27 protein-coding genes are annotated in these 24,164 nt (G+C 39.8%); 25 read left to right on the top strand and 2 right to left on the bottom strand.

The window, feature by feature from the left end; translation table 11 throughout:
• Positions 1-198 precede the first annotated feature (198 nt).
• From FN924_RS19600 to FN924_RS14920, 8 genes are all read left to right on the top strand, one after another.
• Positions 199-2,619 (top strand): glycoside hydrolase domain-containing protein, encoded by a 2,421-nt coding sequence (locus tag FN924_RS19600; protein WP_267128998.1) that lies wholly within the window; start codon positions 199-201, stop codon positions 2,617-2,619.
• A complete protein-coding gene (locus FN924_RS19595) occupies positions 2,555-3,058 on the top strand; it encodes a glycoside hydrolase domain-containing protein (protein WP_267128997.1) in 504 nt (167 codons plus the stop codon). Before FN924_RS19600 ends, FN924_RS19595 begins: the two co-directional genes overlap by 65 nt.
• Positions 2,967-5,318, top strand: coding sequence for a glycoside hydrolase domain-containing protein (locus FN924_RS19590; RefSeq protein WP_267129021.1), 2,352 nt, complete (start codon positions 2,967-2,969; stop codon positions 5,316-5,318). Before FN924_RS19595 ends, FN924_RS19590 begins: the two co-directional genes overlap by 92 nt.
• Before the next feature lie 264 nt (positions 5,319-5,582).
• On the top strand, positions 5,583-5,849 hold the full coding sequence (locus FN924_RS14940; protein WP_143895839.1) for a hypothetical protein: 267 nt from the start codon (positions 5,583-5,585) through the stop codon (positions 5,847-5,849).
• Between the two features lie 83 nt (positions 5,850-5,932).
• A complete protein-coding gene (locus FN924_RS14935) occupies positions 5,933-6,223 on the top strand; it encodes a hypothetical protein (protein WP_143895837.1) in 291 nt (96 codons plus the stop codon).
• A gap of 100 nt (positions 6,224-6,323) precedes the next feature.
• Positions 6,324-7,310 carry a LacI family DNA-binding transcriptional regulator gene (locus FN924_RS14930; RefSeq protein ID WP_143895835.1) on the top strand — a complete coding sequence of 329 codons (987 nt, stop codon included), beginning with the start codon at positions 6,324-6,326 and terminating at the stop codon, positions 7,308-7,310.
• A 94-nt stretch (positions 7,311-7,404) separates the two neighbouring features.
• Entirely contained in the window at positions 7,405-8,052 is a 648-nt protein-coding gene (locus FN924_RS14925; RefSeq protein ID WP_143895833.1) for a M50 family metallopeptidase, read from the top strand.
• 19 nt (positions 8,053-8,071) lie between these two features.
• Positions 8,072-9,202: a glycerate kinase gene (locus tag FN924_RS14920; RefSeq protein ID WP_143895831.1), complete on the top strand. Its 1,131-nt coding sequence runs from the start codon at positions 8,072-8,074 to the stop codon at positions 9,200-9,202.
• Positions 9,203-9,306: 104 nt separating this feature from the next.
• On the opposite strand, the gene FN924_RS14915 is transcribed toward FN924_RS14920, so the two are convergent.
• Both FN924_RS14915 and FN924_RS19900 read right to left on the bottom strand, forming a co-directional pair.
• Positions 9,307-9,492, bottom strand: a complete 186-nt coding sequence (locus FN924_RS14915) for a hypothetical protein (RefSeq protein WP_143895829.1) — start codon at positions 9,490-9,492, stop codon at positions 9,307-9,309.
• On the bottom strand, positions 9,434-9,589 hold the full coding sequence (locus FN924_RS19900) for a spore morphogenesis/germination protein YwcE (RefSeq protein ID WP_407692023.1): 156 nt from the start codon (positions 9,587-9,589) through the stop codon (positions 9,434-9,436). Before FN924_RS19900 ends, FN924_RS14915 begins: the two co-directional genes overlap by 59 nt.
• A gap of 230 nt (positions 9,590-9,819) precedes the next feature.
• Here FN924_RS19900 and FN924_RS14910 point away from each other — a divergent pair, with 230 nt between their 5' ends.
• From FN924_RS14910 to mtnK, 17 genes are all read left to right on the top strand, one after another.
• Positions 9,820-11,307, top strand: a complete 1,488-nt coding sequence (locus FN924_RS14910; protein WP_143895827.1) for an amidase — start codon at positions 9,820-9,822, stop codon at positions 11,305-11,307.
• Between the two features lie 265 nt (positions 11,308-11,572).
• Complete coding sequence (locus FN924_RS14905) at positions 11,573-12,277, top strand: hypothetical protein (protein ID WP_143895825.1); 705 nt, start codon at positions 11,573-11,575, stop codon at positions 12,275-12,277.
• A gap of 32 nt (positions 12,278-12,309) precedes the next feature.
• Positions 12,310-12,789, top strand: coding sequence for a cytochrome b/b6 domain-containing protein (locus FN924_RS14900; protein WP_143895823.1), 480 nt, complete (start codon positions 12,310-12,312; stop codon positions 12,787-12,789).
• A 22-nt stretch (positions 12,790-12,811) separates the two neighbouring features.
• On the top strand, positions 12,812-13,129 hold the full coding sequence (locus FN924_RS14895) for a hypothetical protein (protein WP_143895821.1): 318 nt from the start codon (positions 12,812-12,814) through the stop codon (positions 13,127-13,129).
• Complete coding sequence (locus FN924_RS14890; protein ID WP_143895819.1) at positions 13,126-13,770, top strand: hypothetical protein; 645 nt, start codon at positions 13,126-13,128, stop codon at positions 13,768-13,770. The genes FN924_RS14895 and FN924_RS14890 overlap by 4 nt, the downstream gene beginning before the upstream one ends.
• A 352-nt stretch (positions 13,771-14,122) precedes the next feature.
• A complete protein-coding gene (locus tag FN924_RS14885; protein WP_143895817.1) occupies positions 14,123-14,473 on the top strand; it encodes a hypothetical protein in 351 nt (116 codons plus the stop codon).
• Positions 14,474-14,494: 21 nt separating this feature from the next.
• A complete protein-coding gene (locus FN924_RS14880; protein ID WP_143895815.1) occupies positions 14,495-14,725 on the top strand; it encodes a hypothetical protein in 231 nt (76 codons plus the stop codon).
• Positions 14,712-14,834 carry a hypothetical protein gene (locus FN924_RS19585; protein WP_267128996.1) on the top strand — a complete coding sequence of 41 codons (123 nt, stop codon included), beginning with the start codon at positions 14,712-14,714 and terminating at the stop codon, positions 14,832-14,834. Before FN924_RS14880 ends, FN924_RS19585 begins: the two co-directional genes overlap by 14 nt.
• 2 nt (positions 14,835-14,836) lie before the next feature.
• Positions 14,837-15,679, top strand: a complete 843-nt coding sequence (locus tag FN924_RS14875; RefSeq protein WP_228409468.1) for a family 1 encapsulin nanocompartment shell protein — start codon at positions 14,837-14,839, stop codon at positions 15,677-15,679.
• 144 nt (positions 15,680-15,823) lie between these two features.
• The gene (locus FN924_RS14870) at positions 15,824-17,449 is read left to right on the top strand and encodes a multicopper oxidase family protein (protein ID WP_228409467.1); all 1,626 of its coding nucleotides are present in this window, start codon (positions 15,824-15,826) and stop codon (positions 17,447-17,449) included.
• Between the two features lie 72 nt (positions 17,450-17,521).
• Complete coding sequence (locus FN924_RS14865) at positions 17,522-18,520, top strand: hypothetical protein (protein ID WP_143895811.1); 999 nt, start codon at positions 17,522-17,524, stop codon at positions 18,518-18,520.
• Entirely contained in the window at positions 18,517-18,777 is a 261-nt protein-coding gene (locus FN924_RS14860) for a hypothetical protein (protein WP_143895809.1), read from the top strand. The genes FN924_RS14865 and FN924_RS14860 overlap by 4 nt, the downstream gene beginning before the upstream one ends.
• A 182-nt stretch (positions 18,778-18,959) precedes the next feature.
• On the top strand, positions 18,960-20,282 hold the full coding sequence (locus FN924_RS14855; RefSeq protein ID WP_143895807.1) for an FAD-dependent oxidoreductase: 1,323 nt from the start codon (positions 18,960-18,962) through the stop codon (positions 20,280-20,282).
• 29 nt (positions 20,283-20,311) lie between these two features.
• Complete coding sequence (locus FN924_RS14850; RefSeq protein WP_143895805.1) at positions 20,312-21,742, top strand: dihydrolipoyl dehydrogenase family protein; 1,431 nt, start codon at positions 20,312-20,314, stop codon at positions 21,740-21,742.
• Between the two features lie 12 nt (positions 21,743-21,754).
• Positions 21,755-22,438: a TIGR04283 family arsenosugar biosynthesis glycosyltransferase gene (locus tag FN924_RS14845; protein WP_143895803.1), complete on the top strand. Its 684-nt coding sequence runs from the start codon at positions 21,755-21,757 to the stop codon at positions 22,436-22,438.
• A gap of 22 nt (positions 22,439-22,460) precedes the next feature.
• Positions 22,461-23,078 (top strand): TIGR04282 family arsenosugar biosynthesis glycosyltransferase, encoded by a 618-nt coding sequence (locus FN924_RS14840; protein WP_143895801.1) that lies wholly within the window; start codon positions 22,461-22,463, stop codon positions 23,076-23,078.
• Between the two features lie 18 nt (positions 23,079-23,096).
• Positions 23,097-24,155 carry an S-methyl-5-thioribose kinase gene (gene mtnK / locus FN924_RS14835; RefSeq protein WP_143895799.1) on the top strand — a complete coding sequence of 353 codons (1,059 nt, stop codon included), beginning with the start codon at positions 23,097-23,099 and terminating at the stop codon, positions 24,153-24,155.
• Positions 24,156-24,164 lie beyond the last annotated feature (9 nt).

The following is a 24,164-nucleotide window of genomic DNA, read 5'->3' as shown; positions in this document are numbered from 1 at the left end:
CTAAACCTGTCGAAATTGTAGTATAAACGAATTATTTTCCTAAAAACAGAATCCAACTTTCTTCCTGTTTTGACTTTTTATAATTGTTTTAAGAAGTTTCTTCTTTTATACTTCAAACTAAATTGAAAGCGATTTCAATAATTTGAAAACTGGAGGTGAATTTGTAAGCGTCGTTCATTAAAAAATAGGAGGGAAACAATGAAAACGAAGACTTTTACAAGACGAATGTCTACGATGCTTTGTTTGCTTTTGCCCATATCCCTTATACCGATGCAAACCATTTCGATTTCTGCGAAAGAAGATTCCAATATTTCCTTTTCTACTTCGTTTGAAAGCAGCGATACACCTCTTACCTGGGAAAATGAAGTAGAGCTAGATGCGGAAGGAAATGCAATGGAAAGTGGAGTAAATGGGAATGTTCCTTACGATGGAATTCAAGGAGACATTACCCATCAAGTAGAGAATATTTCAGCAAGTGCTGAAAATCCACCAAATGAAATTGCTACGAATCTAGTAGACCGTAATCCTCAAACGAAGTGGCTAGCCTTTGAACCTACAGCCAGAATCGAATTTTCCTTTGAACATGAAGTGAATATTGTAAAATACGCACTTACCTCAGCAAACGATGCTCCTCAAAGAGATCCGCAAGCTTGGGAGCTATACGGATCTAATAATCAAGAGGAGTGGACAAAGCTTGATGCACAAATGAATCAGTCCTTCGGCGATCGATATGAGAGAAAACTCTATGAATTTAGTAATGATCAAAGCTTCCAATATTATCGACTAGAGATAACTAAAAATGCTGGAGCTGGTTTAACTCAATTAGGCGAGATTGCATTATCTAACGGAATAGACGCGCCACCTCCAGAACCATCGAACATGAAAACGAATATTGGAGACGGTCCAACTAGTAGCTACACTGCAAAAACGAATGTAGGCTGGACAGGCACGAAGGCGCTATTCTATCAAGGACAGCAGACAAGTAAAGAACGTGGATATTCCTATAACAAAATCTATGATGTAAACGTAGATGTAACAGGCAAAACACAGCTTTCCTATTTGATTCATCCTGAGTTTGCAGACCAAGATCAGCTCGATTATTCCGGTACGTATGTGTCGATTGATTTGGCATTTACCGATGGTACGTACTTGAGTGAGCTAGGAGCCTTGGATCAGCACGGAGTCGAACTTAGTCCTCAGGCTCAAGGGAATTCCAAAACCCTTTATATGAATCAATGGAATTATAAGGTTTCCAATATTGGACAAGTAGCGAAAGGAAAAACGATTGATAGAATACTAGTGGCGTATGATAATCCAAAAGGACCTGGGGTGTTCCGAGGAAGTATCGATGATATTAAGATTGACGGGAATCCTTCAGAAGAAGCACCTGCTAGTCCGGTAGATTATGTGAATATTCTACGTGGGACAAATTCGAATGGCTCCTTTTCAAGAGGAAATAACTTCCCGGCCATTGCTGTGCCGCATGGGTTTAATTTCTGGACACCTGTCACGGATGCAGGCTCAACAAGCTGGCTTTATTCCTATCAGCAGTCCAATAACAATCAAAATAAACCGGAGCTAGAAGCATTTTCGTTAAGTCATGAGACGAGTCCGTGGATGGGAGATCGTCAAACTTTCCAAATCATGCCGTCTCAAGTATCAGGAAAGCCCTCTGCAGACCGAAATGAACGGGCGTTATCTTTTGATCATTCGAACGAGATTGCTAAACCATATTATTATAGCGTGACGTTTGATAATGGAATCCAGACAGAAATTGCCCCAACGAATCGGGCAGCTATGTTTAAGTTTCATTTTACTGGAGAAGACAACAAGCTTATTTTTGATAATGTAAATAACAATGGTGGTTTAACGTTAAATCCTGAAGAACAAGCGTTAACCGGTTATACAGATGTTCGTAGTGGACTATCTGCAGGTGCAACGAGAATGTTCGTTTACGCAACGTTTGATGCACCTGTAACGGAAAGCTCGATGTTAACGGGAGAAGGAAGAAACAATGTTTCTGGTTATATGGGCTTTGAAGCAGAAAGCAAAACGGTAACGATGAACATCGCAACATCGCTTATTAGTGTCGAACAAGCGAAAAAGAACCTCGAGCAAGACATTCCAAAAAACAAGACGTTCGACCAAGTGAAAAAGGAAGCGAAAAAAGAGTGGAATGACAAACTGAGCATTATAGAGGTAGAAGGTGCATCTAAGGATGAGCTAACCACTCTTTACTCGAATATGTATCGTCTATTCCTGTACCCAAACATCGCTTACGAAAACACAGGTACAGAGGACAATCCAGTGTACAAATATGCAAGTCCATTCTCCCCAGCAACTGGCGAGAATACAGCAACAGAAACGGGTGCCAAGATTGTGAACGGTAAGCCGTATGTGAACAACGGATTCTGGGATACGTATCGCACCACTTGGCCGGCTTATACGCTTCTTACACCAACCCAAGCAGGTGAAATGATTGATGGGTTCGTTCAGCAGTACAAGGATGGTGGATGGATTTCACGTTGGTCCTCCCCCAGGTTACGCGAACCTAATGGTAGGGACAAGCTCGGACGTCGCTTTTGCAGATGCTTATCTAAAAGGAGTAACAAATTTTGACGTCGATGCTTTTTACGAATCCGCTCTAAAAAATGGAGCAGTGGCGAGTGATGACGCAAGTGTCGGTCGAAAGGGATTGACGACGTCTATATTTGACGGCTATACAAGTACATCTACTGGTGAAGGCATGTCTTGGGCATTAGATGGATATATTAATGATTTTGCCATTTCCAATATTGCGAAAGCATTAGCGGAAAAAAGCAGAGGAGAAGAAAAAACGAGATATGAAACAGATTATAACTACTATTTAAATCGAGCACAAAACTATGTGAACATGTTCCAACCAGAGGCAGAATTCTTTATTGGAAAAAATGCTGATGGTACATGGAGAACCTCTGCAGAAGAGTTTGATCCTCGAGAATGGGGAGGAGACTACACGGAAACAAACGCTTGGAACATGGCTTTTTCATGTCCCGCAAGATGGCCAAGGTTTAGCTAATCTGTATGGGAATCGTAAAGCATTAGCAGAGAAGCTGGATGAGTTTTTTTCTACTCCGGAAACAGCTTTACATCCAGGACATTACGGTGGGGTTATCCATGAGATGAGAGAAGCCAGAGACGTACGGATGGGCATGTACGGTCATAGTAATCAACCATCCCATCACATTGCTTATATGTACAATTACACTGGTCAACCGTGGAAAACACAAGAGAAGATTAGTGAAATTATGTCACGACTTTATCTGGGGAGTGAAATTGGACAAGGCTATGCAGGAGATGAAGACAACGGTGAAATGTCTGCATGGTATATATTTAGTGCGGCAGGCTTCTATCCGCTGCAAATGGGATCTCCGAACTATGCAATCGGAGCACCGCATTTCGAAAAGATGACGATTCACTTAGAAAATGGCAAAGATATCGTGATTAACGCACCGGATGTCAGCAAAGAAAATAAATATATACAAAGCCTTAAAGTCAATGGAAAGAGATATAATAAGACATCCATCCCTCATAAGCTATTGGCGAATGGAGCGACATTGGATTTTGACATGGGAGCGAAGCCTTCCAAATGGGGAACTTCTGAAGATGCATTACCGACATCTATTACAGAAGCGGCTACGGATGGTACGTCAATACAACTAGACCCGTTGTCTGATTTTACAAATGACGGAAAAGGTAAGGCTTATCATAGTGACCAAGGAGTAGCGAAAGCTTGGTTTGATAATACGTCTGCCACGAAGCTTTCTCTTGTGGCAGATAAAGCTTGGGTCCAGTATAAATTCGACTCGAATGAAAAGCGGGCCATGATGTACACCCTCACTTCTGGTGAAACGAAGGAAGAGGATCCGAAAAGCTGGGAAGTGATTGGCTCGAATGACGGCAAGCATTGGACACTTTTGGATCGAGAAGAAGATGCCTCGTTCAAGTGGAGAAATTTTACCCAACCGTTTACAATCGATAATCCTGGTGATTACCAATACTACCGAGTTCAATTTAAGGAAAATCAAGGTGCCGATCAAATCACGTTAGTAGAAGTAGAATTTCTTGGCTATGGAGATGTGACGAAAAAGCTGGATCAGGTAGAAGAAACGGTTGAAAACCTGCGGGAGTCAAAGGACATTTCTTGGCATGAGCACCTTATGTTAGAGTCTAAGCTTAAAGTGATGAACTATCTATTGGAAAAAGACCGTTATTCCATTGCTTCTAAACAGATAGAAGCTACAATGAAATGGCTTAGACATTCCAGACATTTGTCTGACGATGTGCGTTCTATGCTCATTGCGGAATTTACGGCATTAAAGGGATATATAGATCGCGCGGACAAGGATTCTATACCTGGGAAAGGGAGATGGAAATATCGGGATGAGGTGGAGCAAGTACCCATTTTTGAACTAAGTACGTTAAATACGCCAACGATTGAACCGGGACAAGACGCCACTATCTCTGTAGATATTCAGAACGTAGGAATGTCAGAAGGAGAAAAAGAAGTGGTGCTATCTATCAATGGGGAGCAGCAAGAAGTCAAAATAGTTACGGTAGCACCAGAAGAAAGCAAAACAGTAAGCTTTTCTGTATCTGATTTACCATTAGGGATTCATGAGATAAACGTGAACGACTTGGTTGGTACATTAAAAGTACTACATGAAAACGAGCCTGTACTTTCCATGAATTTTGAGGGAGAGGATGCGAGTGACCAGTCTCCTTATAAGAATGATGGTACGATAAATGGAAGCTCACACGTTGTGGAAGGGAAGTTTGGCAATGCGTTACAGTTAGACGGAGGATGGATTGAGGTTCCCAGCTCTGAATTTTTGAATGGGGGAGATGAGCTTTCTATTGCAACTTGGGTAAAATTAGACGATGCGAAGGAAGACCAAAAAATCATCGGCAAGACGTCAATTGGTGATGGGTATCTATTAGGTGTAAGCGGTGGTATGTATCCAGAAATATGGGCAGAAGGCGGTGCCAAACTTTCCTTTAAAGAAGGAACCGTTCCTTCTGGAGAATGGGTCCATTTGACATTGACCTGGAAGCAAGGGGAGCGATTGATTGCTTATATAAATGGAGCAGAAGTAACAAATATTGCAGCTGGTTCTAACCCAATCCTAAGCAATGACCAGTCGCTCATCATCGGTGGTGCGCCATGGGATCCACAAGCTTTACAGATGAGCGGAGCTATTGATGAGGTTCGACTATTTAAACAGGTATTACAGCCAGAGCAAATTGCAAAGCTAATGGAGGATAATACAATCGAATAAACCTCGAAATCCCACTGCATTTGGTGCAGTGGGATTGTTGTTGTTGAAATGAAAGTAAATGGAGTAGTTTTGAAAGTAAATTATAAAATATTGAAAGTATTCTCAGGCAAAATGAAAGTGTACATAAAAAAGTAAAAGTATCTCATCGAAAAATAAAAGTATCTTCAATCTGTATTTTTTCTGCAAATAATGAAATAAAAACGTAACGTTTAAAATTACAAAATTCGGCAATAGTACATGTAGAAACACGAGGAGGTGTTAAGAATGGACAAGCTATCTGCTTATTTCCAAAACGAAAATGATGCAGTGGATGTTCAAACGAAGCTACAAACATTAAAGGTTGATAATCTTACAGTTGAGGAAGTTCCCGAGAGTCACACAGGGATATTAGATACACTAAGAGAATTACTTAACTCGGGGGATGACGAAACAGATCATACTCCATATAAAGTATTGTTCGAAGTAGCGGAAGAAGACTCGAACCGCGCTTTAGCTATTATTGAAGAGAACGGTGGATATATCGAGGACTAAAATCGGGTGCATCGCCCGATTTTTTTCTGGTCTAACTTATTTCATCAGATTATGTTAAACTATGGAAAAGTGGTGGTGAAAGAATGTCAATTTCAAGAATACTAAAGTTTGCTACAGGGTTATGTGAAGCAGTTTTAGGGATTCCATTTCTAGGTGCAGCGATTATACTAGGGAATTTGTGGACTCCACTAGGGTTCATGCTCGTTTTTCATATTATCACGCTTCTGTTCACAAAAAGAGATGGGGGTTCCACGTTTGGGAGTGTATTAGGGATTATCACATCATTAATCGGTGGAATTCCTTTTGTAGGAATGGTCATGCATATCATCACAGCTATTGTTCTTTTATTCCAGGCAGTGCTGCCTGAAAGATAACTAAAATCACCAAAACGTAGATGTGATCTAGCATTGACAAATATTTCTTTCCATAATATGATATTTATGAAAACGATTACATGTGGATAGAGGTGATTCCGTGGCAAACATTCAAGAGGTTGCCAAAAAAGCTGGGGTATCCGTTGCCACAGTATCACGCGTTTTAAATAAACAAGCTATCGTTTCTGACAAAACGAAAGAAAAAGTCGAGCAAGCTATTAAAGAGCTTAATTACGAACCGAGTCTACTAGGTAGAAATCTTCGAACGTCTGAAAGTCGACTCATATTAGTACTTATACCAAGTATCTCTAATCCTTTTTATGCGGAAATTATAAACGGCATTGAAGACACAGCTATCAGTCAAAATTACAATATTTTACTCTGTGACACCGATTCCAATCCGGAGCGAGAATCGATTTATTTTAATCTAGTCAAAAACAGAATGGCCGATGGTGTTATCTCTATGGACCCAACGGTTAACAAAGAGCGATTATTTGAACTGGCAGAAACCTATCCGATTGTTCAATGCAGTGAATACGATGAGCATGGATATATTCCATATGTAACAATCAATAATGAAGAAGCAGCATACCATGCCGTTAAACATTTAATTGACGTAGGACATAAACGAATTGCTCTTATTAACTCGGATGAAAAGTTCTTGTATGCTAGAGAACGCAGACAAGGCTTTGAAAGAGCACTTGCTGAAAGTAACCTGCCCATTGAAGATAAGTGGATTTACCATACGGAAGAAGTAGATTTTGAGGATGGTCAAAAAGCAATGGCACATTTGCTAGAGTTAGAGGAAAAGCCGACCGCCGTATTTGCGGTATCGGATGTTTTGGCAATTGGAGCTTTGAAAGAGATTCATTCTAAAGGATTAAAAGTTCCTGATGATTTAGCAATTGTCGGATTTGATAAAATAAGTTTTTCTAATATGACGTATCCTACCTTGACTACTGTGTCTCAGCCGATGTACACGATGGGCTGTACAGCTGTAAACATGCTAATTGATCGGTTACAAGGAAAAGAAGTGAACAGTGTCATGTTAGAGCATGAGTTAATCATAAGAGAATCTACAACATAAGTAAAAGCTGTGTTAGGCTACTCTAGCACAGTTTTTTTTGATTAGTCCTTTTCAATTGTGGTCATCATGTATAGAAAAAACAAACGGAGGCCCTATGGAATTTATTTTTTATATATTGTTAGCTTATGTTTTCATGAAAGTTCCGGTTGTTGGACCAAATCTACGACTATTGAATACGCTCATACATGAATGTTCACATGTTTTGGTAGCGAAAATGACAGGTGGGAGAGGGCATTCGATTAAACTCCATCCTGATACATCCGGAACCGCCTTAGTCCAATCTTCCACTCGCTTTAGTGGAATCTTGTCCACTTATGCTGGATATACCGGACCGTCTTTAACAGCTTTTGCGCTGTTTTACTTGTTGAAACAAGGAAACTATCAGCTTGTTATGTTATTTTTCCTCACCCTAGTGGTAGGAACGACAATCCTATGGATTAGAAATGTATTTGGACTCCTTTGGTCGATTAGTTTTGCTGGTCTTCTTTACGTATTATTTTATTATGAGTTAGATGAGGCACTGTTACATGGCAGTATAATCTTATGCTCGATTGTCCTACTTGAATCTATCACAAGTGCTGCATTTATTTTTTTCAAAAGTATGACCAGTCCAAGAGAAGCAGGGGATGCTACGATTCTTCAAAGAGTAACTTGGATCCCGGCGGTAATCTGGGGGATGTTGTTTTTTGTACAATCCGTTTTTGTAGGGGTGAAGATTTTTCTCCAATATGTGGGAGTTTGAGAAGAAAGGGGAAATTACGATGAAAATTGTCATTGCACCTGACTCGTTTAAAGGAAGCTTAACAGCTGTGAAAGCGGCACATACGATTCAACGAGGGATTTTAGATATCGACCAAACGATACAAACGATAATCAAACCGATGGCGGACGGTGGGGAAGGTACACTAGATACATTGTTGACAGCGATAGAAGGTAAGAAAGTCAATCTCCGCTGCAAAGGTCCTTTGGGGCGTGAGGTGGATGCTTACTATGCAATTGTAAACAACAATACCGCTGTGATTGAAACGGCAAATATTGCAGGGTTAGTACAAGTCCCATTAGAACAGCGAAATCCAGAGATGACAACTACTTTTGGGATTGGGCAAGTGATTATGAACGCTTTGGATAAAGGGTGCACCTCCTTTGTCGTTGGATTAGGAGGGAGCGCAACGAATGATGGCGGTCTAGGTATGCTTCAGGCCTTAGGGATGAAGAGTTGGGATGAAGCATCGAAACAGACAGGACCGTATGGAAAGGATTTATATGAGATACGTCAAGTTTCCTTTGAGCAACTAGATAAGAGACTCCAAGATGTGCATTTTCAGATTGCTTGTGATGTCGATAACCCACTTTGTGGAGAGAATGGTGCGACTGCTATTTATGGTCCACAAAAAGGAGCAACGGTGACACAAATTGCTCAATTGGATAGAGCATTAAAAAATTACGCGTTCAGCGTCGAAGGAAGGCTTAATCAATCTTTTCAGAATCAGCCGGGAGCTGGTGCGGCCGGCGGACTAGGATTTGCATTTTTAGCTTTAGGAGCAGTGTTAGAGTCAGGGGCAAAACAGATTGGAACTACGATCGGTTTAGAAGAAGAAATAGCTGATGCGGATCTTGTGATTACAGGGGAAGGGCAGAGCGATAACCAAACGTTGAATGGGAAAGCACCAAGCTATGTTGCCCAGATAGCCAAAAAACATCATGTACCAGCCATTCTTTTATCCGGTAGCTTAGGAAAAGGATCTGAACAATTACATGATTTATTTATCGGTTGCTTTTCCATCACGGACCGTCCAATGAGCTTAGAAGAATGTATGGAGCAAGCAGATGAACTATTATTTCAACAAACGAAGCGAATTACCCACTTTATAAAACAAACCAGGATGCTTTAACAAAAAAAAGGCTGGCGATAGATTCGCCAGCAAGTGTACATTTATAGTTTGGGGATACACAACCATAACACAGGGTTACTGCAGCTCTTACAGTTCATGAAGAGTTAAGCTTCTGCAGAGCGGGACATTGTTCCTACTCTTCTATCCACCATTTTGCTTCCTACAATTAACATAACTCCAGAGATATGTCCGACCACAAGGTGACCATAGAATAAAATCCAAAGATACGTTTCATTTGGACCAATTCCAGAAGTAGTCGCTTTCACATACGCAAGCCAAGCGCCAATCATGAAAGGGACTTGAATCAGCCATCACTTTTTTGTTACGTAACCATAAGAAGATCGGTGTAACGCTAAATAGAATTAGGTAGGCTAGTAAAAATACCATTAAAACCATGTCCATTCTCCTCTACAAGATGACTTTACTCTTATTTATGTAAGTGCTTACATAAATAATAACATACTGTTCACAAATTTGTAACAACTTTTTCAAAAAAACTTTCACTTTTAGGATATGCACGAGTTAATAAAGTGTGAAACCAAGGTATTAGCTTTGAATAGGGAATTATTTTAGAATAATAAGTGAAACTATATTTTTTTATAAAAGGATTGATACGAATGGATGTAAAATCCTATATACAATACGACGCATTAGGATTAGCTGAATTAATTCAAAAAAAGGAAGTCTCATCAAAAGAGTTAATCGATGCTGCTTTTACACGTATAGAAGCAGTAAACCCTAGCCTTCAAGCAGTAATTAGAACGAGAAAAGAGAAAGCACTTGATGAAATAGGGAAGATGCATGGTCCCTTCTCTGGAGTTCCCATTTTATTAAAGGATATATCTCAAGCTATCGAAGGAGAAAAATTAACAGCTGGAGCGAAGCTTTTAAAGGATAACGTTGCTAAAAGAGATTCTAATTTTGTGTCCAGAATTCGAGAAGCGGGCTTTTCTATCATTGGCCAAACGAATACACCTGAATTCGGCCTGAAGAATATAACGGATCCAGATTTGTATGGTGCAACGAAAAACCCGTGGAACACGAGCCATTATGCCGGTGGTTCAAGTGGTGGAGCTGCAGCAGCTGTCGCTTCGGGCATGGTTCCGTTAGCGGGTGCTAGTGATGGAGGTGGATCGATTAGAATTCCGGCATCCTTCACAGGTTTATTCGGTTTAAAACCTACTCGTGGACGGACGCCAGTTGGACCAGGAATTGGTCGACAATGGCAAGGAGCTTCCATTGATTTTGCGGTGTCACGGACTGTTCGAGATAGTGCTGCCTTGCTTGACTGGATGCAAATCGTTCAGCCAGAAGCGGCATTTCAAACCCCCCTTTTTGAAGGGAGCTATTTAGAAGAAACCATGAAGAGACCGAATCGGAAATATAGAATTGCTTTTTCAGTGAAGTCTCCAGTTGGTACACCAGTCAGCTTCGAAGCACAAAGAGCGGTTCAGAAGCTGGTGAATTGGTTAGAAAAAGAGGGTCATTTTGTGGAAGAACGAGATAATGAAGTGGATGGAATTCGATTAATGCATAACTATTATCTCATGAATAATGGAGAAATTGCAGCCATGCTAGAATCGATGGAACATGCGTTAGGTAGAGAAGTCACAACAAATGATGTGGAGCTGATTACATGGGCATTATATCAATCCGGGAAATATGTAACAGCTTCGGAGTTTACCCGTAGCCTGGCGGAGTGGGATGCGGCTAGTGCCAAAATGGCAGATTTCCATAAGGAGTATGATTTTTTTGTTACGCCTACGAATGCTAATGTTGCACCTGAATTAGGGGATTTGGAAATAAATGAGGATATGAAAGTACGATTAGTACATATTGCCAAGGAAACAAAGGAAGAACAGCAGCGTCTCGTTTACGATATGTTTTTACCTAGTTTAACTTATACACCTTTTACCCAATTGGCGAACTTAACAGGGCAACCAGCTATGTCCGTACCAGTGCATGTAACGGAAGCCGGACTTCCAATTGGCGTCCAGCTTATGGCACCAAAAGGAAAGGAAAATTGGTTGTTTGCCATTGCATCTCAGATAGAAAAAAGTAATGTTTGGGTTGGGATGCAAAGGAATCCAATGTTTGATAGGTAAACAGGAAGAATCGGAGAGCAAATGACCCTGTCGAGATAGGTTTATTTGACGAATGCCCAGTCTAGATAAACTACTTTTCACTTGAATAGATGATGACCCAAAAAGCCCTAGGAATATATCCCTAGGGCTTTTTGTGGTTCTTAATATCTATCATATCTACTTCTTTAATTCATAGTATAACAACAAGACGAGAGAAAGAAAAAAGGATATTGACATATAAACCAGTTATATAATCTTTTCACTCAGTAACGAAGGGAGGGAGTTGATGCCTCGGATACGGTCTTTATTCAGTCTTTTATTAATCTCACTTTCATTCCTTTATTTTCCTGTTCAAGTCGTGCAGGCAGAACCGTCCATAAGTGAATTACAAAAACAAATAGAAGAATTAAAGAAAGAAATAACAGAACTAAAAACCTCCATGTCGACCAATGAGAAATCACAATCAGAAACCGATGAATCAACAACCGAAGGAGAAACTAAGTCGACACAGTCGGAAGACATAGTAGCTGCTTTTAAAAATCTAGAAAAGAGCTTATCGGAATTAAAAAAAATGATTACTAGTTCCAATGAATCGAATGATTCAAGTGACGCTTCCACAAGTACAACTGATCAATTGCAAAGCATTCAGGAAAGCATTGCTCAACTGCAGAAATCACTAGGGACGAATTCAATGAACTCTAGTTCAGGAAATGAAATGGAAAGCCAGGGAATGAACACGAGTGGAGAAAATTCATCATCAATGGACGGTATGAATCAAGGTGGGAATACACAACAAGGCGCACAAATGGCGAATTCAGAAACGAAAAAGAGTGCACAGTCCGATGACTTATTTGGAAAGATTGTTACAGCCTTTAAGATTATATTAATGATTTTAGTATTAATCTTGGTCATCAGTTTAGTTGCTTATTTTATTAGCCTTATTAAAGAAAAAGGAGCGGAAAGGAAGAAGAAGCACTCTGCACAAGAATGAATGTAATGAATAGGAAAGGTTGAGGAGGTTATATGAAAAAGCCAAAGAAGCCTCCCTTTGACTTATGGATTCATTGGTTTTCAGCAATATTAGTATTTCTGTTGCTTCTAAGTGGAATGAGTATCATTGGTGCGAAGTATAGTTGGATGTTTGGAAATGATTTTGCACTTGCAGATATTACTCATCGTGTGGTGGGCGCTTTTTGGGTTGTCTGGATGCTTGTGACAGTATGTTATGAGATACACCAAATCATGACGAGTAAAATACCGAAGCGTGTTTGGATGCCAATTGGAATGAAAGGATTTAGAGGGTTTAATTTAGCTGTCTCGCTGTTGCTTATTTTTAGTGGATTTTTGTTATGGTTCTTACCGAGCGTGCCGTTTATGTATGCAACGTTTGCATTTGTTATTCATGAGTTTTTTGCCTTTTTTCTTTTATTTGCCCTGGTCTGGCACATTATTAAGAAACGAAATGTATTTAACATTTCCTTGACGTGGAAAAAAAGAAAGTAAAGATGTCTAAGGAGGGGAAAAATTGCAAAATCCTTGGTTCATCCTGATCGTACGAACCGTTTCATTTTTAATTTTATTATTGGCTGGAGCTGTCGTGATTAGCCTTATAAATCCAGTACTAACGATGAATCAACTACAAGAATACATGAAGGGCATAGCGATAGCTTGTCAATCCAACTCGCTTATGTCATCCATGGTTTGGCAAACCATGATGGGCCATTTCGGTAGGGGAAACGATGATGACTTTCTATCGCTAATCATTATTTTTGCTTTTGCAATCATCCCGATTATCCAAATCTGGGGATTAAAGCTTCGTAAGCACCTAGTAGAAGGACAATGAAACGAAAAAAGCTTTCTTTTTACTATCTTATGATGTGGATTATTGTCTTGTCGTTTATCGGGTATGGTTTATTTCTTTTTATTCAACCAGTGTATCAAAACCAGCCATCAATGCCGAATGTCCTGTCCATGGCAATGGCGATGGTACTACAGCAAACTCGAATGCAAGCACTAAGCTTTTTGCCTATGATGGACGCCTGTCATTTGCTATGTGGAGATAAGGAAACCTGGATGCCGCAACACGGAAACCCAATATTAGACTCAACGAACTATATTCTGTCTATCCTATTGGTTATTAGTACGGCATGCTTGATAGGATGGGTATTCGTCTATGCACTATTAGCTCCTTTAAAACAGCCTGGTAAAAAGAAAGAAAAACCAAAAGGAAAAAAAGAGCTTTATATAGTGGGAGCCACTTTTATTCTAGCAATACTATGGGTTGTGGTATTAATAAGAAGGTTTCCTTCTGTCTTAAAGTTGGATATTTATTTTTGGATGTATAGTACGGTTGTATTTTTGATGGTCGTAACATTAGTGCTTTTAGTTATTGGTGGAGTGGGGGAATTGTATAGCTATATGAGAAATCAGTGGTTCCCTAAAAAGTCCACGAAACGTAAGCGGCGAGGTGGAAAATCAAAATGAATATAGACGTGGAAAAATGGTTGAAGCTCCTTTTATATCTCCTAGTAGCTATTATTCTATTAGGGATTCTTAGTTTGATTTTTCAGCAATCTTTTTCATCGAATATGATGATGCGACACAGCGCAATAGGGGCTACTAATTCCCTATTTGTTGAGCTACTAAACTTTTTCTTTTATAGCTTACTCATCATATTGATTTTAGTTGTTTTAGTCACAATATTCATTTTTTCTATAAAGTTTGTAGAAAACTTATTTCAAAAAAAAGGATGAACGTATAATTTGGTGATTGGTAGGCTGTTTGCAACACGAAATCCTGTTTGTTTCATAGGATAAAACTATAAGGAGGGGATAGAATGAGTCCAAAACAGCGACCGTTTTTAAAACTTACCGTATGGTCAGTCGTCGCAATTCTTGTATTTGGATTAATAGAATTCCTGTTTGTAGGATTTGTAGGAACAGGTGTTGGCACTGGGGGACAGTCCGGTGGAGGTCTCACAGGTGTCGGAGCTGCTGTTTCGTTATTTAACTTTATATTCGTTGCGCTTATTATTTTAGCAGTTATCGGCTTGCTCATTGGTTTAGTCGGCTTAACGATTAAATATTTTGAACGGCATGATATAGATTTATTTGAGGATGAAGAACGAGACAGACGGGATGATTATGAAAGAAGAAGAGAACGCCCAAGAAGATCTTCACACAGGTAGGCGCAAAAGATGTGGTGGAGTGTGAAAAAATTCATTCTAGTTTGCATTAGTGTACTTCTAGGCTTCTTTACGTACAAACTACCGATCATTAACCAAATTTTCAACTATAAGACTTCCTTTGATATATCTGCCTTTTATCTCATGATTCTGCTTTATTTTTTTACAAAGCCGGTCGAAGCACAATCGGAACAAAGCGATGAAGTTTCGGATGAGAGTGACCCAGAACAGGAGGACATGAATGAAGATCAGTGACTACTGGAAACATTTAGCCTTTCGAAAGAGTGGAATTGTGTATGAAGAAAACTGGAATGTTTTTCTAAAATGGCTGGAACGTAAAATGCTAAGAGAGAGGAGGAAATAACTGTGGCACTAGGAGAATCAGAATTTCCTCAAGGATCATTGACAGATGAGCAATGGGAAGAGATGGAGGATATTGTGGTGGAAACAGCTGCTGACCAAATTGTGGCTGGGAAGTTTTTAGATATATATGGTCCAATAGGGTCCGGATATCAATCCATTCAGAATCCTATCTATATGAAACCAGAGCCTGGAAGCATTAGTATGTACGGGGATGAGTTGGATGTGGCAAAGCCTCACAAAAATAAAACACTAGATATTCCAATATTATATAAGGATTTTGTGATCCATTGGCGTGACATTCAACATGCTAGAGAAACGGATAAGCCACTTGATTTTTCAGGGGCTGCTAGTGCGGCAAATGACGTAGCATTAAAAGAGGATGACCTAATATTTAATGGCGCCACATCATTGGGAATTCCAGGGTTAATGAATGTAAAAGGTAGAGAAACAGTAATATGTAGCGATTGGAGCAGCCAAGAAGGAGCGGCTTTTCAAGATATTGTAGATGCGAGAAATAAATTGATTGAAAATGGGCATACGGGTCCTTTTGCAATGGCATTATCTCCTGAATCCTTTGCGCAACTTCACCAAATCCACGGTGATTCAAAAGTATTAGAAATTGAACACGTTCGAGACTTGTTTGAAAGTGGGATTTATCAGTCTTCTCAAATTAAAAAAGGGCGTGGCGTTATTGTCGCAACTGGGGAGCAGAATGTAGATATTGCGATTGCTCAAGATGTTTCCGTGTTCTTCTTAAATGACGACACCTTAAATAGCTATTATCGAGTTATGGAATGTTTAGTTCCTCGTATAAAACGTCCTTCTGCCATTTGCACATTAGAGTAATCGAACTACTGGCAAACTATTTGTGTATAACGTATGGAGAGGTGGAAGATGTTTGACCATTGTGTAGAAGCTATAAGGACTATGATTAATAAATGGAAAAAATTTTTTATAAAACTTAAATTTTATATGGAGACCTCCTTACTTGTGTTGCTTTATATTTTAGTTTTTCTTTTGTTATTTTGGGTGGTGTCTATCCTTCAATCGGCATCACAGGTTAGCCTACTGGATGGAGAATCATCGTTACGCTTTCAACAATCACCGATAGTGAATCAATCAACGGACATTCTTCAACAAAAATACCATTCCTACCAACCTCTCCTGAAAAATCAAACCATGACATCAAATCAAGCTGAAGACCAAGCCTCCCCATCCCAAACCGCAATAACTGGAACCAAAAAAGATGGTGTACGGGAATTTATTATTACAGCATACCCTAATAAAGTACAAATTGATCAAAACCTAACTATTGAAGGCTGGACTTTCAATGGAACGATTCCAGGTCCAGTCCTTCGTGTAAAAGAAGGAGAAAAAGTTCGGATCATATTGCGTAATCGAGTTCCTAACTTAAAAACAACGATTCACCTTCATGGGATTCCAAAACGGAATGCTGCCGACGGTGTCCCTTTGTTAACCCAACCTTACGTGAACTATGGAGAAGAATATGTATATGAATTTACTGCGGAACCAGCAGGTACGTATTCTTATCACAGTCACGGTGATGTTCAGCAGTTAGACAAAGGATTATTTGGTCCATTCATTATTGAACCTACTAAGCCGACGGAGCTTCCAGACGCTACAACAGAGTGGGTTGTTAGTTTAGATGAAATGGATATACAAGGAGAAGGGAATGCCCCACCTGCCACAGATGGCAATCGGATGGATCAGAGTATGATGCAAAGAATGATGCCGAACGCCATTCTAGGTTCGGCCGATGTTTATAACGTGTTCACGATTAATGGACAACGAAGTCCAAGTGAGCCGTTTAAAGCTCCAGCAAATAAATGGGTACGGATACGATTTTTAAATTTTGGTTTTCAAACACACCGCATAGCTGTTGAAGGAATGAAACTGTATGTGACCCATACAGATGGGTATAAACTCCCTGCCGCTCAACAAGTGAATCAAGTAGTTATTTCTCCTTATGAACGTGTGGATGTATATGCAATTGGGGAGGAAGCGGGTCAGTTTAGACTTTATGACACAGACAGGGGACATAGTGAATTCGGGATGGAAGCAAAGATACAGTTAACGCCTAATGATAATATAACGCAAGAAACCATACCGATACAAAAAACGAACGATAATAAACCATTTTACCAAGGACTACAAGTAGGTATTCCGGGTTCTGATTCAACCCAATATGATCGAGTGTATAACATGCTTCTCGGGATGACAATGGGATCCAACGGAATGTCTTGGGCCATTAATCGTATTCCTTTCAGCTCATATGAGGAAATAAATCCATATGTAGTTCAAAAGGGGGATATAGTGAAAATTAATTTATTTAATATGTCACCAGAAAGCCATCCAATGCACTTGCATGGACATCACTTCTCTATTGTATCTATTAACGGGACAACAATTTCTGAATCCTGGTTGCCGAAGGACACTGTGAATGTAATGCCTATGCAGCGAATCTCTATAGCATTTAAGGCAGATAATCCCGGGCAATGGATATTCCACTGTCACCAATCGCATCATGCAGACAGTGGACTTGTAACCTACTTCACCTATGAGTCAAAAGACTCGAATGAGGAGGAAGGGTCATGAACATGAAAAACAGAGAATATATTGATAATAAACGTAAACAAAGGATAAATGACTGTAGTGAGGAGGGTATGAATGAGAAATAGGTGGCTGAAAATTGCCCTCTACACATTGGTGGGCATATTTATATTTGGTATTTTAGTTGTGGCCATCCCATTCTTTGCTCCTAATCAAGCTACACCAAATCCTTCTGTTAACACTAGTAGTAATAATCAACAGAATCAAACTCAACAATCCTCATCCTCGCCTGACCAAACAAACAGTCAAGGTGGGAGCAACCAACAGGGAGGACAGCAAAATCAAGCATCTGCGACAGCAGATGGAGAATCTTCCATGACTGCGGGTACTACAGCAAATGAAAGATCTAGTATGGCTGGGAATGATAGCACAAGTGGCAATTCTAGCTCAGCTATGTCAGAAGCTTCTGGCTCCGCAAGTCAAGATACCTCTAATAACTCGAGTGGCTCTTCAACTATGAATAGTTCTGCTATCCCCGGTCCTATGGCCGGTCCAATGGCTGGATCAACCGGAGGGGCCATGGCTGGATCAACTAGTGGGACTATGGCTGATTCGAGTGGTGGAACTATGGCTGGAACGGGTGGTTCTAGTGGTGGAACTGGAACCATGCCGAATAGCTCTGGCGGTTCAACCATGAGTGGTGGAGGAATGATGATGATGCGTATGGGTCAACAGAATAGAGCAAATATGACTAACCAAGCTTCCACGATGCCTCCTTGGAGAGCGTCTAGCAGTGCACAGTCTACAAATAGTACACAGTCTACAAATAATAGCAATGATAACAGTAGCTCCGAATCTCAAAATAGTGAAATGGCTACAGGGAATGATCAAGATTCCACAGAGCTACCAGGGTATTTATTCTCCCTTTTTAATCCGCCGTCCTCTCCTGGGCTCGGGTCCTTTTTCTTTTATGCATTTGGTGGCGTGATTATCTTATTTATCATTGCTTTGCTAGTCGGAGTAACTGGTTTAGTTGTTGCCTATTTTCAAAGAGCTCGAAAAAATCTTAAACGCCCCCAACCTGAAATGAGTAATCAGGTGGGGGATAGTACATGACGAGCTGGTGGTGGAAGTGGATCGCGGTTTGTTTCATCGGTCTAGCAACTTTCAGTATTGCTGAATTATTGGTGATGGCCTATTTTGATGGGGCTCCTATTACCTTGCATGGACTCGCTGGAGAATGGGGAGTAATCATTGGGATATTGTTTACTGCAATATTGGTATTATTTGTTGTTGTGTTCTTTTATGTATTTGCTAGAGTCAATGAATTTCTCGAAAGGGATATTCCGAGGGATTTCGAAAAAGAGACATAAGAAAAGAGGGATACGTTTTGTTGGATACCTTTTTTACAATCATTGCTCATGTAATCTTTTTAATCGTTGGTCTAGCACTTTCTTCTTATTTACGCACTTATTTTCTTTCGATGTTTAATCGCAAATAATCGATGTGGAAAAAGGCTTCTTTACAAGAAGATAAGTAGAGAGGAGTATTTCCATTGAAGCATCTTTTGTTAGTAGGTGCAGGTCACGCTCATGTGTATCTATTAAAAAAATTAAGTAAATCTCGTTTACCTAATGTAAAGGTAACCTTAGTTAGTCCAAATGACTACCAATACTATTCTGGAATGCTTGCCGGCTGTGTGGAAGGAATCTATTCCGTAGATGATATCCGAATCTTTGTCGGAAAGCTGGTTAGAAAAGCTGGAGCGAATTGGATTAAAGATATAGCAGTTTCCATTAATGCAGATCAAAGATTAGTAGAGATAAGCAACGGTGAAAGGTTGGGCTATGATGTAGTTTCCTTTGATATTGGTTCTTTAACGGCAGGAATTGATGTACCAGGTGTTCGAGAATATGCGGAAACATTAAAGCCAAATTATCACTTTCCTTTATTAATCGAAAAGGTAAGAAGTGCTGAGCAACTAGTCATTGTTGGTGGCGGTGTAGCTGGGACTGAGCTATCGCTTTCTTTACAGACATGGAGAAACAATAATGATAAGCCTGCTCTATCTTTAGTTAGTCCAACACAGTTGATGGAGAAAGGAGCCCCATATGTGTCTGAAAGAGTGGAGCGTTTACTCCTGGAAAAAGGAGCAAAGCTTCATCTCTCACAACGGGCTTGTGAAGTGAAAAAGGACTGTGTTGTATTATCTCCTAGTCAAGAAAGCATACCGTTTGACGCACTTCTATGGGTTACAGGACCACGACCACCAAGGTTATTTGCTGATTCCTCATTACCAAATAAAGAGGGTTATTTACTTGTAGAAGACACACTACAAGTACCTGGATATCCAGAGATATTTGGTGCGGGCGATTGTATTCATTTAGCTGGATCTCCACCCTTAGCAAAGGCTGGAGTTTATCCTGTTCGTCAATCCCCCTATTTATGGAAAAACTTACAGGGTTATTTTCAGAATAAGAAAATGTGCCGTTATAAACCACATTATTCCTTCCTATCCATTTTGGCTACAGGCAATAGAGAAGGGCTCATGCTTTATCTCGGACGGGCATTCCATGGGAGACTTATTTGGTTTATTAAAACTTTTATGGATCGTCGATTTATCTGGCTTTACAGCCGTCGTAAACGAGAAAAGAACGCTTTATCCAGTAAATGGTTAACTGCTTTTTTCAGCGTTTTGGTGGTGACAGTGCTAACGAGTTTCCTATTCTTTTTTATTTGGAGTACGTATCATCCTGTTATGAGTGTGATGGCAGTATTTTTTTCATCCACAGTAAACAGGTTTTTTACAGGCTTTTTCTTCGTATTTTTGATTATTTTAATCCTAGTTTTATTTTTTGAACGAATCTCCTTTAAATAGAGAAATAGGTGTAAGAAGGGGGGAGTCGGGTGAGAAGTTATGACTTAATTGTAATTGGAGCAGGGGCAGGAGGATTAACGGTAGCAAAAGGAGCGGCCGCTTTTGGAGCAACGGTAGCACTTGTCGAGAAGAAATCACATATAGGAGGAGATTGTCTACATTACGGCTGTATTCCTTCGAAAACGCTAGTGGAGCTAGCGAAAAAGGTGCATGACATACATGCTAATGCAAAAGGTTTCGGGTTGGAAGCAGAAGGACAACTTAATCTCTCAATAATAATGGAACATGTACAGGATGTAATTACCCATTTTCATACGATAGAGGAAGATAGCAACCTTATAGATTTAGGGATTGATTTATATAAAGGACATGCGAGTTTTGTAACGGAGCATCAAATTGAGATTGATAGGAAGCAACGTATAAATGGAAAGAGATTTGTGATTGCAACAGGTTCAAGTCCCATTATCCCGGATATTAAGGGGATAGAAAATACGCCACACTACACGAACGAAACGATTTATCAGCTGGATAAGGTACCAAATCGATTAGTCGTAATCGGAGGCGGACCGACTAACCTTGAGTTGGGTCAGTGCTTTGCAAGGTTTGGAAGTGATGTAACGATCCTAGATGAGGCTAAAACTTTCTTGGCTCAACAAGATGAAGAGATTGCACTTGCTTTGCGTGATCGATTAACCGAAGAGATGTCGATTCACACGAATTCACTAGTTGTCGAGATAGAAGAGCTAGATGTAGAAAAAAAAGTGAAATTCCTGAAAGACGGAAATTTGGAAACGATCGTGGCAGATGAGGTTTTAGTAGGGGTGGGAAGACAAGCAAACACATCCAATATAGGATTAAACGAAATAGGTGTTCAATTAGATAACGTACATAATGTGTTGGTAAATCCGTATTTACAAACCTCAAAGCCACATATTTATGCAATTGGAGACGTACATGGGAAGTTTTGCTTTTCACATGCAGCTGGAGTAGAAGGAAAAGTAGTCGTGCAGAATGCTGTGCTTGGATTAAAGAAGAAAATACGCTACGACAATATTCCCTACACCTTCTATACCGATCCCGAAATCTTTCATATTGGAATGACAGAAAAAGAAGCGATAAAAAAATACGGCAAGCATAACGTCGGCGTTTTAAATGTCCAAGCAGCAGAAATTGACCGATTTATTACGAGTGGGGATGAAAAGGGGTTTGTTAAAGTCATTATCAGCAAACGTGGGAAAATCCTTGGGGCTCAAGCGATTGGGAAGCATGCAGATGACTGGATGCAAGCGTTGGTGTTTGCCAAAACAAAGAAATATCGTGTAGGAGCCCTATCTACAGTTGTATATCCATATCCAAGTAATACAGGGATATTACAAGCGGTTGGAGATACGTATTGGCGTCAAAAGTTTCATACGAAATGGTCGAAATGGATGAAACGATACACTCAGATATTTCGATAAAGGGGGAGTAAAATGCTAGGTTGTTTAAGCGTCATCATCCCTGTGTGGAACGAGATAGACCATTTGCGTCCACTTTTAGAAACGTTGTCTAAGCATAAGCAAATCGAAATCATTATTGCAGATGGTGGTAGTACAGATGGGACGGCAGAATTAGCTTCGGAATATGGACAAGTTGTTAGTAGTAAACGGGGAAGAGCTTCCCAAATGAACAAAGGGGCAGAAGCAGCAACTGGAAAGATTCTTTGGTTTTTACACGCGGATTCTAAGATTGAAGACCATATGGCACAGTCTATTTGCTTTACAATGGAGGATTCTAACATTCTAGGAGGGGGATTTTCGATTCAGTTCGATGATTCTTCTTTTCTCCTGAAAATGATTGCAGTTGGATCTAATATTAGAGCGAGATTTTTCCACATTTATTTTGGTGATCAAGCCTTCTTCGTACGTAAATCCGTGTTCGATGAAATGGGAGGCTTCCCAAAGGTATCTTTAATGGAAGACTGGCTTATTTCAAAAAAAATGAAAAAAAGAGGGAAGCTTCAGCATCTCCGGGGTCCTATTTATGCGTCTGCTAGAAGGTTTAAAAAAAATGGAATTATCCGCACCTTTGTCACAATGCAACTAATCAAAATTTTATTTGTGCTTGGCGTTTCTACCGCAACCTTAGAAAGGGTGTATCAACGTGAAAGGCTGTAATGCTAAGTCATGCGTGCTCATAATGGCAAAAGCTCCAATTCCCGGATACTGTAAGACGCGACTAATACCATATTTAGAAGCGGACGTATGCGCCGACCTTCAAGAAGCATTATTGCTGGACCTGATCAATCTGAAAAAGGAGTTAGAACCAGAAATAGATGTTTGGATAGCTTATACCCCAGAAGCTAGTGAGGGATATTTTAAAACACTTTGTAACCAGTGTTTTCCGCAAATTGGTGAAAACCTTGGAGAGAGAATGAAAAATGGAATTCGTAAGTTAATCGCAAAAGATTATGCATCGGTACTTGTAATTGGTACAGATACCCCTTTGAACAAAATGGATATTAAATATGCCGTGAAACGAGTGAAGAAACATTCTGTTGTGATTGGACCAGCCTTAGACGGTGGCTATTACTTAATTGGCGTAACACACCATATTCCTAGTCTTTTTGAGCATATAAAGTGGAGCACAGATTCGGTGTTTAAAGAAACAGTCAATCGAATAAAATGTAACAACCTTATTGTGGATGTGTTACCGAAGAAGCGGGATATAGATGACTGGGAGGATCTATTATTTTACCAAGAAAAGAAGACGAATCCCCATCTAGATAGGTGGAAGACCAATCATTTGTCACGATAAAGGAGGAGTGAATGTACGGTGCTAAAGCCATTTACGATGGAAAATGCGATTAATCATATAAAAGCGAATACATGCCTGTTTTCAACAAACTCCATTCTGCACTGTCAGGAAATTGGCGATGGAAATATGAACTATATTTTTAGAATACAAGATCAAGAGAAGCTAGGAAATAGCTATATTGTAAAACAAGCACTTCCTTTTATGCGATCTGTAGGACCTTCCTGGCCGCTTACAGCAGAACGCATAAAAGTAGAGTATGACGCATTAAAAAAACTACACACCATATGTCCAAATGCTGTGCCAGAAACCTACTATTTTAATGAGGAACATTCTCTATTCCTTATGCAAGATTTGTCTTCGTTAGAAACACTTCGTCAAGGATTAACAGAGCAAAAAAGCTTTGACTACCTACCCCAGCGGTTAGGAGAGTTTCTTGCTAAAGTGTTTTTTGATACCTCCGAATATGGAACGAATACAAGAGAACGACAAGAATTAAAAAAGACGTTTTTAAATGTCCCTATGTGTCAAATCTCAGAGGAGTTTATTTTCTCGTATCCTTTTAGGAATCACGGAATGAATCGATTTCATCCAGATTTGTTGAACGATGTACAGAATATCTGGGATGATCGAAGCCTGCAAAAAGAAGTTGCGTATTTAAAAAATCAGTTTCGGACAACAAAACAATGTCTAATTCATGGGGATCTACACACTGGTAGCTTGATGGTTTCAGAACAGGACATGTTTATCATTGATACGGAGTTTGCATGCTACGGACCAATCGGCTTTGATATCGGCTTATTTATCGGACATGTCTTACTAAATTACTGTGTCCAGATACAAAATAAGTGTTATGCGTATGGAGAATATGAATTAGAAATGTTGAGGTCTGTTTGGCACGAGTTCCAATACGTTTTTCAATCTTTAACGAATCAATCTGATCACAGAAAATTGTTCACATCTATTTTTCAAGATTCACTAGGTTTTGCAGGTTGTGAAATGTTACGAAGAGTGATTGGAACATCAGGTGTCGAAGAGATAGAAAATATATCCAAGAGAGGAAGGAACAAAGGATGGTAGAGCGAACCG

The sequence above is a fragment of the Radiobacillus deserti genome, from assembly GCF_007301515.1.
In the GTDB taxonomy this organism is placed as follows: Bacteria; Bacillota; Bacilli; order Bacillales; family Amphibacillaceae; genus Radiobacillus; species Radiobacillus deserti.
This window is presented reverse-complemented; position numbering and strand designations above follow the sequence as displayed.